General features: G+C 53.4%; 10 protein-coding genes. 5 read left to right on the top strand and 5 right to left on the bottom strand.

The genetic code is table 11. The features are described 5' to 3' along the window. The first annotated feature begins 24 nt into the window (after positions 1 to 24). From J1781_RS23885 to xylR, 3 genes are all read left to right on the top strand, one after another. Positions 25 to 1,566, top strand: coding sequence for a xylose ABC transporter ATP-binding protein (locus J1781_RS23885; protein ID WP_217234291.1), 1,542 nt, complete (start codon positions 25 to 27; stop codon positions 1,564 to 1,566). Beyond that, a complete protein-coding gene (gene xylH / locus J1781_RS23880; RefSeq protein ID WP_129990378.1) occupies positions 1,559 to 2,758 on the top strand; it encodes a xylose ABC transporter permease XylH in 1,200 nt (399 codons plus the stop codon). Before J1781_RS23885 ends, xylH begins: the two co-directional genes overlap by 8 nt. 181 nt (positions 2,759 to 2,939) lie before the next feature. Then, complete coding sequence (gene xylR / locus J1781_RS23875; RefSeq protein WP_129951528.1) at positions 2,940 to 4,127, top strand: D-xylose utilization transcriptional activator XylR; 1,188 nt, start codon at positions 2,940 to 2,942, stop codon at positions 4,125 to 4,127. A gap of 59 nt (positions 4,128 to 4,186) precedes the next feature. Here the strand turns inward: xylR and yicI are convergent, their stop codons facing one another. The 3 genes from yicI to J1781_RS23860 form a co-directional block, all read right to left on the bottom strand. Next, positions 4,187 to 6,511 carry an alpha-xylosidase gene (gene yicI / locus J1781_RS23870; protein ID WP_217234290.1) on the bottom strand — a complete coding sequence of 775 codons (2,325 nt, stop codon included), beginning with the start codon at positions 6,509 to 6,511 and terminating at the stop codon, positions 4,187 to 4,189. A gap of 176 nt (positions 6,512 to 6,687) precedes the next feature. Next, entirely contained in the window at positions 6,688 to 8,055 is a 1,368-nt protein-coding gene (locus J1781_RS23865; RefSeq protein WP_129951526.1) for a glycoside-pentoside-hexuronide family transporter, read from the bottom strand. Between the two features lie 214 nt (positions 8,056 to 8,269). Beyond that, entirely contained in the window at positions 8,270 to 9,343 is a 1,074-nt protein-coding gene (locus tag J1781_RS23860) for a sugar ABC transporter substrate-binding protein (protein ID WP_129951525.1), read from the bottom strand. A 315-nt stretch (positions 9,344 to 9,658) separates the two neighbouring features. On the opposite strand from J1781_RS23860, the gene J1781_RS23855 reads away from it, so the two are divergent. Beyond that, positions 9,659 to 10,825, top strand: a complete 1,167-nt coding sequence (locus J1781_RS23855; RefSeq protein WP_217234289.1) for a PQQ-dependent sugar dehydrogenase — start codon at positions 9,659 to 9,661, stop codon at positions 10,823 to 10,825. Between the two features lie 56 nt (positions 10,826 to 10,881). Here J1781_RS23855 and J1781_RS23850 read toward each other — a convergent pair whose 3' ends face one another. Next, positions 10,882 to 12,165 (bottom strand): MFS transporter, encoded by a 1,284-nt coding sequence (locus J1781_RS23850; protein ID WP_217138324.1) that lies wholly within the window; start codon positions 12,163 to 12,165, stop codon positions 10,882 to 10,884. Continuing rightward, complete coding sequence (locus J1781_RS23845; RefSeq protein WP_217138323.1) at positions 12,162 to 13,583, bottom strand: M20 family metallopeptidase; 1,422 nt, start codon at positions 13,581 to 13,583, stop codon at positions 12,162 to 12,164. Before J1781_RS23845 ends, J1781_RS23850 begins: the two co-directional genes overlap by 4 nt. A gap of 156 nt (positions 13,584 to 13,739) precedes the next feature. Between J1781_RS23845 and J1781_RS23840 the strand changes: the two genes are divergently transcribed. Continuing rightward, complete coding sequence (locus J1781_RS23840) at positions 13,740 to 14,663, top strand: LysR family transcriptional regulator (protein ID WP_129951521.1); 924 nt, start codon at positions 13,740 to 13,742, stop codon at positions 14,661 to 14,663. The last annotated feature ends 5 nt before the right edge of the window (positions 14,664 to 14,668 follow it).

Raw genomic sequence — 14,668 nt, 5'->3', positions numbered from 1 at the left:
GTGTTGTTTCTGCCGGGGGTGAAAATGCCAGAACAATATGAAAAATTACCGTTGCTGGATATGCGCAATATCACTAAGAGGTTTGGTGTGGTAAAAGCCGTTGATAATATTAGCCTGACGTTATCTGCGGGAGAAGTGTTATCACTGTGCGGTGAAAATGGGTCAGGTAAATCCACATTAATGAAAGTGTTGTGCGGTATTTATCCGCAAGGCACATTTGAAGGTGAAATTTATTTTTCAGGAGAACGGCTTACAGCGAAGGGTATCCGGGATACCGAGCAAAAAGGAATTGCGATTATTCATCAGGAACTCGCGCTGGTAAAACAACTGAGCGTACTGGAAAACATGTTTCTGGGAAATGAGTGGGGCAGTTACGGGATGCTCGACACCGATAAAATGTATTTGCGCTGCCAGCGCATGCTGGCGCAGGTCAAACTCAATATTGACCCGCATACACGGATTGGTGAACTGGGCCTTGGGCAGCGGCAACTGGTTGAAATTGCCAAAGCGCTGAACAAGCAGGTCCGGTTGCTGGTGCTGGACGAACCGACGGCGTCTCTGACCGAAAGTGAAACGGCGATTTTGCTCGATATCATTCGTGACCTGCGTCATCACGATATCGCCTGCATTTACATTTCCCACAAACTCAACGAAGTCAAAGCCATTTCCGACAAACTGTGTGTGATCCGTGATGGGAGACATATCGCCACCTGCAATGCCGCAGGGACATCGGAGAAAGAAATTATCGCCATGATGGTGGGGCGCGAACTGACTGAGCTCTTTCCGTCCCGTGAACGCCAGATCGGTGAAGAAATTTTACGGGTGGAAAATCTCACTGCCTGGCATCCGGTTAACCGGCATATCAAACGGGTGGATAACGCCGGTTTTACCCTGCGGCAGGGCGAGGTGCTGGGTGTCGCCGGGCTGGTGGGCGCCGGAAGAACAGAAATGATGGAATGTTTGTACGGTGTTTATCCCGGGCGCTGGTCGGGAGATATCTGGTTGCAAGGTTCAAAAGTGCAGATCACCGATTGCCGTGATGCGATGCGCCGCGGGCTGGCGATGGTGCCTGAAGACCGTAAACGTGACGGCATCGTGCCGGTGATGGCGGTTGGCAGCAACATTACGCTGGCGGCGTTAAGTCAGTTCAGCGGCGGCGGTGTTCTGCGCGAAGCCCAGGAACAGCACACTATCAGTGAGTCAGTGAAGCAACTCAAAATCAAAACATCTTCTCCCGAACTGGCGATCGGGCGGCTCAGTGGTGGCAATCAGCAAAAAGCCATTCTGGCGAGGTGTCTGCTGCTCAAACCTAAAATCCTCATTCTTGATGAACCGACGCGCGGGATCGACGTCGGGGCAAAACATGAAATTTACAAATTGATCGGCCAGCTCGCGGCGCAGGGAATGGCGATTATCGTCATTTCATCAGAGTTACCCGAAGTGCTGGGGCTCAGCGATCGGGTAGTAGTGATGCATCTCGGGCAGGTCAAAGCCTGTCTGGATAACAATAATTTAAGTCAGGAACAGGTCATGGAAGCCGCACTGAGGAGTGAATCTTATGTCTAAATTTCCACAGCCGGGAACCCCGTCTGCGTCAGCCCGTCCCGATGAGGCTGACGTGTTATTTTCGATACAGAAACTAAAAAGCATTAACCTGCAGGTATTCGTCATGCTGGCGGCCATTGCGGTGATTATTGTCTTTTTTAGCGTGACCACCGATGGCGCGTATATCAGTGCCCGTAACGTGTCTAACCTGCTGCGCCAGACGGCAATCACCGGCATTCTGGCTGTCGGTATGGTATTTGTCATTATCTCGGCGGAAATCGACCTGTCAGTCGGCTCCATGATGGGATTACTCGGTGGCGCGGCGGCAATTTTCGATGTCTGGCTCGGCTGGCCGTTGCCGCTCACTATTGTGGTGACACTGGCGCTCGGATTGTTACTGGGTGCCTGGAATGGCTGGTGGGTCGCGTATCGCAAGGTCCCCTCATTTATCGTAACCCTGGCCGGAATGCTGGCGTTTCGCGGCATTCTGATTGGTATCACCAGCGGCACCACGGTATCGCCGACAACCCCTGCCATGTCATTAATTGGTCAGAGTTATCTGCCTGATTCTTTCGGTTTTGGTATTGGCGCAATTGCGCTGGCCCTGTTCATTGGCTGGCAATGGCGCAGGCGCAAACAGCGGGCGGCACTGGGTTTGCCGCTGACAGCAGCAAAAAGTGATGTGACCCGTCAGGCTCTCACTGCGATTATTGCGCTGGGGGCTATTTACCTGCTCAATGATTATCGCGGTGTGCCGACGCCCGTGCTGATTCTGGTGGCGCTGATGCTGGGCGGCATGTTCATGGCCTCCCGTACTGCATTTGGTCGCCGTATTTATGCGATTGGCGGCAACATAGAAGCGGCACGGTTATCCGGCGTTAACGTGGAGCGCAGCAAACTGGCGGTGTTTGCGATCAACGGGCTGATGGTAGCGATTGCCGGTCTGATCCTCAGTTCGCGGTTGGGGGCTGGTTCGCCTTCGGCGGGCAATATCGCGGAACTGGATGCCATCGCGGCTTGTGTTATTGGCGGAACCAGCCTTGCAGGCGGTGTTGGCAGCGTGGCCGGTGCCGTTATGGGGGCTTTCATTATGGCCTCGCTGGATAACGGCATGAGCATGCTGGATGTGCCGACGTTCTGGCAATACATCGTCAAAGGCGCGATTTTACTGCTGGCGGTCTGGATGGATTCTGCGACCAAACGGCGCGCATAAAGTCAGCGAAGATCACCGTGATGGCGGACTGTCATTCAGGAAAACCTGAGGAGCCTCACAAATTCGCTATGCCAAATCTACGTAAGCCCTTGTGTTGTGCTATTGACCAACCCAATCAGCCTCATTCATTAGTGCAAATGAATGAGGCTTTAGTCTATTAGATCATCGGTGAGAAACAGGTATGTTTGAAAAACGTTATCGGATCACGTTGTTATTTAACGCCAATAAAGTCTATGACCGTCAGGTCGTCGAAGGCGTAGGTGAATACCTTCAGGCCTCACAAAGTGACTGGGATATCTTTATTGAGGAAGATTTCCGCTGTCGCATCGACAACATTAAAGACTGGCTAGGTGATGGCGTGATCGCCGATTTTGACGACCGTGAAATTGAAACGTTGCTCGAAGGTCTCAACGTGCCGATTGTCGGCGTGGGCGGTTCCTATCATCAGGAAGAAGATTATCCGCCGGTACATTATATCGCTACCGACAACTACGCACTGGTTGAAGCGGCCTTTATGCACCTGAAAGAAAAGGGGATTAACCGTTTTGCATTTTACGGTCTGCCTGATGCAGGGGGAAAGCGCTGGGCGCAGGAACGCGAGCATGCGTTCAGAAAGCTGGTGTCTGCCGAGCAGTATCAGGGCGTAGTCTATCAGGGCATGGAAACCGCACCGGAAAACTGGCAGCACGCCCAGAACCGGCTGGCGGATTGGATCCAGACACTGCCACAGCAAACCGGCATTATTGCTGTCACCGACGCCCGGGCGCGGCATCTGTTACAGGTATGCGAGCATCTGAATATTCCTGTGCCAGAAAAGCTTTGCGTCATTGGTATCGATAATGAGGAACTGACGCGCTACCTGTCGCGTGTCGCGTTGTCATCCGTAGTACAGGGCACGCGTCAGATGGGCTATCGCGCCGCGAAACTTTTGCATCAGTTGTTGGATCAGCGCGAATTGCCGTTACAGCGTATTCTGGTGCCGCCGGTGAAGGTAGTAGAGCGTCGTTCAACGGATTTCCGATCACTGCGTGACCCTGCCGTCATTCAGGCTATGCATTACATCCGTTATCACGCCTGCAAAGGGATTAAAGTTGAGCAGGTGCTGGATGCCATTGGCATGTCGCGATCTAACCTTGAGAAACGTTTTAAAGATGAAACCGGGCAAACGATTCACGGAGTGATCCACGAAGAAAAACTCGATCGTGCCCGCAATCTGCTGGCCGCCACCTCGATTTCCATCAATGAGATCTCGCAAATGTGCGGTTATCCCTCGCTGCAATATTTCTATTCAGTATTTAAAAAAGGCTATGAAATGACGCCTAAAGAATACCGTAGCATTCATGGCGAAAGTGTTTATCAGGACGTTTAGGCACCGCATAAAAAAGCCCCGCAGCCCGGAAAGGCGGCGAGGCCGGTTATTGATGAATTTTATAACGTAATCACGAACTCTTTACAGCCCGCTTCGGGTGTCAGGACGATGCCCGATGCCTGAATTGCTGATGTGCCCTGACTAAAACCGGCTATCTGCTGAATATTACGCAGACAGAGCGTCCAGCCTGGCGCGTCGCCTTTACTGGTCAGAATGATGGTGTTGCCATTGCGCACCGCGCTGAGAGTGAAGACGGTTTTCCCGCTCAGATCCGTGATCGCGCTTTCCGCGACCGCGCCTTCTTCCAGTTCGAACAAATGGAATTGAGGCTGCTGGTTGTAAACATAATCCGGCTTCTGATCATTGCTGCCAAGCGCCAGCAAGGTATTCGGACGGACATACAACGGCAAACTGTCGAAGCCATGCTGCTGACGATGCCAGCGTGAGCCTTCAGCCACGTCGTTGCTCAGAAGATGCGTCCAGCGGCCTTGTGGCAGATAGAAATCGACGTCGCCTTCTTCGCTGAAAACGGGGGCCACCAGCAGGTCGTCACCGAGCATATATTGGCGATCGAGATAATCGCATGCCGGATCTTCAGGGAACTCCAGCATCATGGCGCGCATCACCGGCGTTCCATGACTGGCGGCCTGTGCAGATGCCGGGTAGAGATACGGCATCAGGCGGCATTTAAGCTGCGTGAACTGGCGTACCACGTCGCAGGCTTCATCGTCATATACCCACGGCACACGATAGGATTTACTGCCATGCAGGCGGCTGTGGCTGGAGAGCAGGCCGAATGCGCACCAGCGTTTGTAGATATGTGCCGGTGCGGTGTTTTCGAAGCCGCCAATGTCATGGCTCCAGAAACCAAAGCCGGACAACCCGATGGATAATCCGCCGCGCAGGCTTTCAGCCATGGACTCGTAAGTGGCATAACAGTCACCGCCCCAGTGAACCGGGAATTGTTGTGCGCCCACCGAGGCTGAGCGGGCAAACAGGACTGCTTCATCGGCACCAAGCTTATCCTGCAATGTTTCGTACACCAGTTTGTTGTACACGAACGCATAATGGTTATGCATCTTCTGCGGATCACTGCCGTCGTGCCAGATAACATCGGTAGGAATACGTTCACCGAAATCGGTTTTGAAGCAATCTACGCCCATATCCACCAGACGTTTCAGGTGTCCGGCGTACCATTCGCAGGCCTGTGGATTGGTGAAATCGACAATCCCCATGCCTGCCTGCCATTTATCCCACTGCCAGACACGACCGTCAGGGCGTTTGAGCAGATAGCCTTTTACTTTGCCCTCATGGAACAGCGGCGATTTTTGGCCGATGTACGGATTGATCCACACGCAGATTTTCAGACCGCGCGCTTTCAGGCGCTGCAACATACCCTGTGGATCAGGGAAAGTTTGCGGATCCCATTCGAAATCACACCACTGGAAAGCCTTCATCCAGAAGCAGTCAAAATGGAAAACATGCAGTGGCAGTTCACGTTCTGCCATGCCGTCAATAAAGCTGTTGACGGTTGCTTCATCATAATTGGTGGTAAACGAAGTCGTCAGCCACAGGCCAAACGACCAGGCTGGTGGAAGTGCAGGGCGGCCGGTCAGGCGGGTATAACGGTCGAGCACTTTTTTCGGCGTCGGGCCGTCGATAACAAAATATTCGAGATACTCGCCTTCCACGCTGAACTGCACCTTGGAGACTTTTTCAGAGCCAACTTCAAAAGACACACATTCGGGATGATTCACCAGCACGCCATAGCCGCGGTTCGTCAGGTAGAACGGAATGTTTTTGTAGGATTGCTCTGTGCTGGTGCCGCCGTCACGGTTCCAGGTCTCAACCGTCTGACCATTTTTAACCAGTGCGGTGAAACGCTCTCCCAGGCCGTAAACCGTTTCGCCGACGCCCAGATCCAGACGTTCCATCATGTAGGTTTTCTGTGTTTTCGCATCTTGCACATAGCCGTTAGACTTCGCAACACTGCCGGTGATCCGGCGGCCGTTGCGCAGGAAATCCAGCGTCCAGTTATTGCCTTTGGTCACACGAACACAGAGATCACCGCTGTGCAGTGCGGCGAATTCATCGTTATCTTCAAAACGCAGTTCTGGTGTGTCGGTTTGGATTAACGGGTAATGCGGGCCTTTCTCTCTTTCACCATCAAAATGAGTAATGCGTACACCTATTACGCCGGTCTGCGGTGAGAAGAAACGCAGCGTAAACAGCGGTGAGTCGAGCTGGCTGGCGCGTTCCGATGCATCTTTCGGCGCGGCGTAAATCACCATCTCATTTCCTGAGCGTTGTACTTCAAACACCTGAAGCGGATGCGTGAGTGACAATCCTTCCTGGATCAACCAGTTACCATCACTGATTTTCATTAATTTTTCTCCTCTAGCCCTTCATCCTTCATACTGACTCTGCGTTGGCTGCCTTCGCGAACCCCGGCCACATATTTATGTATGCTCCCGGGGATTCACTGAGTTGCCCTCTTGATTCAGCACGAATGATTTTGGGCATGTTCAGTTAAAACAGTTTCAGTTCTTCAAAAGCAGGTTTATTTCATAAATTCTTGCTGATTACGGCGGATGCCCTGTGCGACCTCATCAAGGATGCGGCGCAGCAGCGGGGTGCGAAGAATGTAATAGCGTTTACAGATGATGGCGCTCAGCAGATAACAGACGGCCGGAACCACCGTAAACAGTGCGACAATGCTGGTCATGGTGGCACTGTTTTGAGTGGCAGCACCGGACTGATAACCGGCACCTGCCAGCATCCAGCCGATCATGGCACCAGCCAGTGCCAGACCGAGTTTCAGCACAAACAGAGTGCCTGCAAAGCTGATACCCGTGAGGCGTTTTCCGTCGTTCCATTCACCGTAATCGACAGTGTCAGACATCATTACCCATTGAATCGGGGTCACGAGCTGATGGAGGACGCCGATAATAAAGATAAAGATAAACATCACAACGCTGCCGTGAACAGGCAGGAAGAACATGCCGATGCTCAGAACCGCCAGAATGGCGTTAGTCCACCAGAAAACGCTGACCTTACATTTCCAGTCGGTAAGCGGCTTCGCCAGTGCGCTGCCGATCAGGTTGCCGACGGAATACACGCCAAGGAACCAGGCGAACAGCACCGGATTGCCGAGAATGTACGTCACGTAATACATCATGGCGCCGCCGCGAACCGCGACCGCCATGATATTGAGGATGGTCAGCAGGCCGACAATACGCCACTGGTCGTTGTGCCAGATGTCACGTAAGTCTTCGCGCATGGTGCCGGTCGGTTTGCCCGGGTCAATACGTTCTTTGGTCGTGGCAAAACAAATCGCCAGCATCACGGCAGCGACAATCGCCAGTACCGCAATCCCGCCCTGATAACCGAGCGCTTTATTTTCACCGCCGATAAAGTTAACCAGCGGCATCATCAGCACGGTACTTAGCATGCCGCCTGCCGTGGCGAGAACAAAGCGGTACGATTGCAGCGAAATCCGCTGCGCCGGGTCAGAGGTAATCACACCGCCGAGAGCGCAATAAGGAATATTGACCACGGTATACATCAGCGTCAGCAGGGTATATGTGATGGCGGCATAAATCATTTTGCCGGTCATGCTTAGCTCCGGCGTGGTGTAGGTGAATACGCAGACGATGCCAAAAGGAATGGCGCCGAAGAGCACATAAGGGCGGAATTTTCCCCAGCGCGTGCGGGTACGGTCTGCCAGTAATCCCATGCACGGGTCCGAGATCGCGTCCAGTGCGCGGGCCAGCAGGAACATTGTACCGACGTAACCCGCCGGAATGCCGAAAATATCGGTATAGAAAAACATCATGTAGAGCATGACGTTATCGAAAATGATATGACTGGCGGCGTCACCTAATCCGTATCCAATCTTTTCCTTGACCGAAAGGATTTCTGTACTCATTGCGTGAATGTCCATATGAAAAGGGAGAGTACGTTTTTAACGGTTGGCGGGGGTCTGCGGCTATTGAGATTTTTGTTTCTGAATTTATGTTTCTTTATTTCTGTGATCGCACAAGGCAAACGGGGGAATGTTGAGCGGGAAAAGTGAGGGGAAGCGCCTGATATAGACCCGTAAAATGCTGAAAAAACCTCCCGTTTCCGGGAGGTCCAGGGGATTATTTTTTGTATTTGGCTTCCAGCGTCGCAAACCACGGTGCGGTGAAATCTGCAGATTTACCCCAGCCAGGAATGATTTTGCTCAGTCCGGTCACGTTGATGCCGTCCGGCTGGCTAAGCAGCAAAGATTGCGGAATTGTTTGCGCCGGGAATTCATAGGTTGCCGGGGTTTTCTCGCCGGCAATTTTGAGTGCCACAATTCGCAGGTTAACCGCACCAATCAGCTGTGTGTCCACCGCAGCCGTCATCTGCCACGGGCTGCCTTTTTCGCGCATCAGCTGTAAATCCTGGTTCGACACATCGATGCTGTAAAGTTTAATCTCGGTACGGCCATTTTCTTTCAGCGCCTTATATGCGCCCTGACTAAAGGCATCCCATGCACCCCAGATAGCGTCAATTTGCCCTTTCGGATATTTGGCGAGAATTGCACCGACTTTGTTTGCGGTATCGCCCTGTACATCAGAAGAGACTGCGCCGATAGATTCCAGCTGATGAATGCCCGGATTCTCTTTTAAAATCGCTTCGTAGGTTTTCTGGCGGCGTTCCATTGGCGGGAAACCGGCCACCCACAATTTGACGATATTGGCTTTACCGTTGAAATCTTTCACCAGCTGACCAACAGATGCTTTCGCCAGCGAGGCATCGTCCTGGCGGGTGACCGTAACGCCAGGAATGTTTTCCGGCACTTCGGTATCAAATGCGGACACCGCAATACCCGCTGCCGCGATGCGTTTCACCAGCGCCTCAGAATACGGGCCGCGCCCCTGTGACAGGATAATACCGTCGTATTTCTGGCTAATAGCCTGATTAACGAAATCCTGAAATTTCGCGTCATCGCCATTACTGAGGAAAGTATCCACTTTAAAGCCAAGCGCGCGTCCCTGTTTAATGGCACCGGCCAGAAACTGCGTGGTGTTATCGTCGGAGCCCAGATTACGGATAACCGCAATGCGCACAGGACCGTTGTGCTGAGCAATAACCGCAGGAACCGGCGCGGGTGTTTCACCGGCAGCGAACGCCGGCAGAGCGGAAAACAGGCTTAATGCCAGCAGGGAGGCGGATATTTTTTTCATTATTGAACAGCTCCGTCGGACGCGATGTTTTTTCTGGTGTTTTTGGGCGTAAATCCGGGAAGGCAATGCGGCTTTCCAGATTGAGGATGTGCAGAAGTCTGTCTGTCTGGACGTCTATTCTGTGGGGGCAGTTTACCGGTATGTTACAAAAGAGGGAATGCCTTGTTGTTATTATATTTCGCAGCGCTGTTATTCCTATAGGTTATAGCCGTACGCAACCGCTGAGCAAAATCAGGGACATGGCCTAAACTGAATTTTGTCTGTGATTCTCATGTTTTCCTCTTCACCTGCAAAAATCACTTCGGGAGAAGCGCTATGCCATTTTCTTTGCGCGACACATTACTGCCTGCTTTTATAGCGATGATGTTAACCACCCACGTCTGTGCCGCCCCGAAATCCCCCGTTCCACCGCCGCTGGCCGGCGCACAGGTAACGGAACTGGCCAGGGGGCTCGATCACCCCTGGTCTTTGGCTTTTTTACCCGATAATCAGGGGGCATTGATTACCGAACGCAGCGGACAACTGCGGCTGTGGAAGCCGGACTCAGGATTGTCTGCGCCGTTGAACGGTGTACCGGCCGTCTGGGTCGCAGGACAGGCCGGTTTGTGGGACGTGCGCTTATCACCTGATTTTGACAGTAACCGCCGGGTGTATCTGACATTTGCGCAACCGGGAGAAAAGGGTGAACCACATGCCGCCCTGGGTTATGGCACATTGTCGGCGGACAATAAAACCCTGGCAGATTTTAAGGTCATATTTGTTCAGCAACCGGCCTTACAAAGCGGCATTAATCTCGGCGGGCGTATTGCATTTGATGACAAGGGCAATATTTTTCTGTCCACCGGTGACAATAACCAGCGCATTAACGCGCAGCATCTCAACCAGTTGCAAGGCAAAATTTTACGTCTGACAGCGGAAGGCGGGGTGCCGCAGGACAACCCGTTTGTTCACGACAAACGTGCGAAACCGGAAATCTGGACCTACGGTAATCGTAATCCGCAGGGGCTGGCGGTTAATCCGTGGAGCGGCGCGTTGTGGGAAACCGAACACGGTCCGCGCGGCGGCGATGAAGTGAATCTGCCGAAAGCCGGTAAAAACTACGGCTGGCCGCTGGCGACATTCGGGATCAACTATTCCGGACAGCCGATCCCGGAGGCCAAAGGCACCACGTTAGCAGGCGCGGAAGATCCGATTTATTACTGGAAAGTTTCACCGGCATTAAGTGGCATGGCGTTTTATAATGCGCAGAAATTCCCGCAATGGAAAAACTCGCTGTTTGTCGGCGCGCTGGCGTCAGAGTCGCTGATCCGCCTGACACTCGACGGGGAGAAAGTCACACATGAAGAGCGTTTACTCAGTGACCGCAAGGAACGTATTCGTGAAGTGCAGGTAGGTACTGACGGATTTGTGTATGTACTGACTGACGATCGTGACGGCAAATTACTGAAAGTGGCACCGCAGACTCAGCCGTTGAAGGATTAAGTCAATAAAAAAGGCGGGCCATTTTAGCCCGCCTCAGATTCAGCCTGTCAGATCCCTCAGTGCTGGGTTTTTTGCGCTCTGAACAATGCCCAGACGCTGAGCAAACCCACCATCATCAGATAGTAGCCCGGTGCCAGACTGCTGCCGGTGGCGGAAATCAGCAATGTACAGATGAAGGGCGCAAATCCACCGAACACGGTTACGGCGACGTTGTAGCTGATCGCCATGCCGCTGGCGCGGGTGGTGATCGGGAACAGGTCAGCCATCATCGACGGCACGGTGGAGAAATACACCGATTTCAGCAGTGCCAGCCAGCTTATCAGCAACAGCAAGGACATCGCGGAGGTATGTTGCAGCATCAGCCAGAACGCCGGATACACGGTCAGCAACAGCAAAATAAGCGACCCCCACATCAGCGGCAGACGGCCAATTTTCTCCGCCCACAATCCCATCACCGGTGTCACTACTGTCAGGATAATCCCGGCCGCCAGCGTGGCGCTGAACCCCGCCGACGCGGGTAAATGCAGCGTTTTGGTCGCGTACGTCGGCACATAGTTGAGCATATAGTTAATGGCAGTAGAGACCACCATCAGACCAATCGCGGTAAAGAACAGACCTTTTTGCGCCCGCACGATTTCTTTCAACGGCGAGGCGGTTTTCCTGGCCTTGCTGAAACTGTCCGATTCCCGGATATGGCGGCGGATATACAAACCCACCGGCCCTATCAGCAGCCCGAAGATAAACGGGATCCGCCATCCCCAGTCCTGAAGTTGTGTTTCACTCAGCACTGCCGATAAGCCCAGTCCGAATGCTGATGCCAGCAGTGTACTCGCACCCTGTGTCGCGAATTGCCAGCTGGCGATAAATGCTTTGCGTTCCGGGAAGTGTTCGACCAGAAAAGCCGTAGAACTGCCGAATTCGCCACCCGCTGAAAAACCTTGGATCAGACGGGCCGCCAGAATCAGCAGCGGAGCCGCCATGCCGATAGTGCCGTAAGACGGCGTGATCACGATGATCAGGCCGCCGGCCATCATCAGGCTAATGGATAACAGCAACGAGGCTTTGCGCCCGTGCCTGTCCGCATAAGCGCCCAGTACAATGGCACCGAGCGGGCGGATCAGGAATGACACGCCGAAGCTGCCGAATGTCAGTAACAGGGAAACGGTCGGGTCGGATGTCGGGAAATAGGCATGAGCAATATAGCTGGCGAAAAAACCGTAAATCGCGATATCAAACCATTCCAGCGCGTTACCGATACAGGTCGCAAAAAGGGTTTTCATCAGGCCCGGTTTATCTGCCGCATTGCCTGTTGCGTTGGGTGAAGCCGTTAACTGGCTCATCGGGCACCTCCGGCATGATCACTGTGCTGAGCGAGCAGGGCGGTGCCGTGCTCACCGAAGTCCCATAACAGGTGGGTCATGATTGCCAGCCCTTCACGGGCGACGGAAAGCAGCATATGTTCGTTGACGCCATGCTGACCGCAGGCCGGATAGGAATGCGGCACCCATAACGTCGGCAGACCGAGAATATCGGCAAAGACGTCATTGGGCAGTGAACCGCCGAGGTTCGGTAGCAGTGCCGGTTTTTTGCCGGTGGCTTGCTGCATGATATCCAGCGCCCAGCCCACCAGCGGGTCGGTCGGGTCAAAACGGGTGGCCGGCGAACCACGCATAAATTCCACTTCTACCTGCGGGAAACCGTGCGCATGGAGATGATCACGGACATGTTTTGTCAGGTTTTTCCAGTCAGTGCCAACCACAAAACGCAACTGACAGACCGCCGTAGCGCTGGCGGGGATGGCGTTCATCGGGCGCTGCGGATTGCCGGTCAGGAATGACAGTACTTCCAGCGTATTCCAGGCATATAAACGCTCGGTGGGTGTCAGCCCGGCTTCGCCCCAGTCGGGGTCGATTTGCGGATCGTTTTTGTCACCCCCGACCTCAACATCACTGAGAATTTCCCGCACTGCATCACTGACAGCAGGAGGTTTAAGCGCTGCCACCTGTAACTGACCCTGTTGATTCACCAGCGAGGCCAGCGCATTGGCAAGCTGGATGCCGGGATTGGTCAGCAGACCGCCCCAGTTACCGGAGTGATAGGCGTTGTCGCGGGCATGGATACTCAGACGGAAATTTACCGCACCGCGCGAACCCAGAAACAACGTTGGACGTGCAGCACTCAGGCGCGGGCCGTCGGATGCCAGAAAAATATCGGCGCTGAGTTCGTCATAATAGTCGCGGCAAAGTTCTGCCAGCCCGGGAGAGCTGATTTCCTCACCCATTTCAAACAGCAGTTTGCAGTTAAAGCCGAGGCGCCCGCCGCGTGCTTTAAAGATTTGTTCAAGTGCCGCAATGTTGACGCTGTGCTGGCCTTTGTTATCGGCGCTGCCGCGTCCGTACCAGCGATCGCCTTCCTCTTTCAACACCCACGGCGACAGATCACTGCGCCAGTTCTCATCGTCACCGAACACCACGTCGCCGTGACCATAGCTCAGTACGGTAGGCAATTTGCTGTCTTCAATGCGTGTAGCAATCAGGAAAGGTCGGTTGACGGCATGAGGATTTTCAATGCTGAGCAGGCTGAAACCCATCGCTGAAAGTGCCGGTTTAATCTCTTCATCCAGATAACGCGCCAGTTCTGCATCACGCAGCTGACTCTGGCTTTCAGTGGCAATAGCCACCCTGCGTGCCAACGTTCGTTTATATTCACCCTGATCAAACCAGGCTAATGCCTGTTCTACGATATTTTCCGCTGTCATGAATAACCTGCTTTTAAATGTTTTGAGGATTTATTGTTGGTTTTTTTAGCAGTTTCACTCTAAGCGCTGCGCAAGCGTTGCCACAATAATAATAATTGCAACTTAGCGTTGCTTTTATTGTAATGCTGGTTTGCACAGTTATGAGGCAAGACGGTTATGCAAAGTACGGAAATTCGCTATTTCCTGGTGGTGGCAAATACCGGTTCGCTGAGTGCGGCGAGCAGGCAATTATTTGTCGCCGTCTCTGCCATCAGTCGCCAGATCCAGCGCCTTGAAGAACGTATCGGCGCACCGCTGTTTGAGCGCCATGCCCGGGGTATGGTGCTCAACGATGCCGGACAGATTCTGGAAAACCATGTGCGCAAAAGCATGATGGAGATGGAGCACGCCATTGCAGAAATTCAGGGGCTGAACGCGGTGCGCCGCACGGTGATCCGTATGGCCTGCACTGACGGACTGGCGTTTGATTTGTTGCCGCAACTGTTTTCACAGTTCCGGCTGAACAACCCGGGGGTGATGTTTTATCTCAACGTCGGCACGGCGGTAGAAGTGTCAGAGATGATCCACAACGGCGAAGTGGATCTGGCGTTGCAGTTCAGTCTGGCGGCGGAGCGCGGCGTGGATATTCTGGCGTCTTTCCCCGCACCGGTGCGGATGGTGATGCGTCCGGATCATCCGCTGGCGGAAACTGAGGTGCAGTTGACGGATTTGCATCCGTACCCGCTGGCGATGAACGAGCAGGGCAGCACCATCCGCCAGTTGTTTGATTTATCCTGCCGGATGAATGGCATTTTTCTTGAGCCTGCGGTGAGTTGTAACCGTTTTTCCACGCTGTACGATTTTATGGTACAGACGCCGGGCGCGATTGCGGCATGCAGCCATTTTTCCATTATGTACAAAGCGCGCCGCGACAGGTTACGCGTTAAACCGGTCAACATTGAGCAACTCAGCCAGCGCACGTTGCAGTTGCAGTCACCGGCCGGTAAACGACGCCCGGCCTCACTGCGTCAGTTCATTGATTTTATCCGGGACGAACTGACGCGTGAAAACGAAGATTTTATCCGTGATTTCCGGCTGTAACCCTC

The sequence above is a fragment of the Rahnella perminowiae genome (assembly GCF_019049695.1).
Classification (GTDB): Bacteria; Pseudomonadota; Gammaproteobacteria; order Enterobacterales; family Enterobacteriaceae; genus Rahnella; species Rahnella perminowiae.
This window is presented reverse-complemented; position numbering and strand designations above follow the sequence as displayed.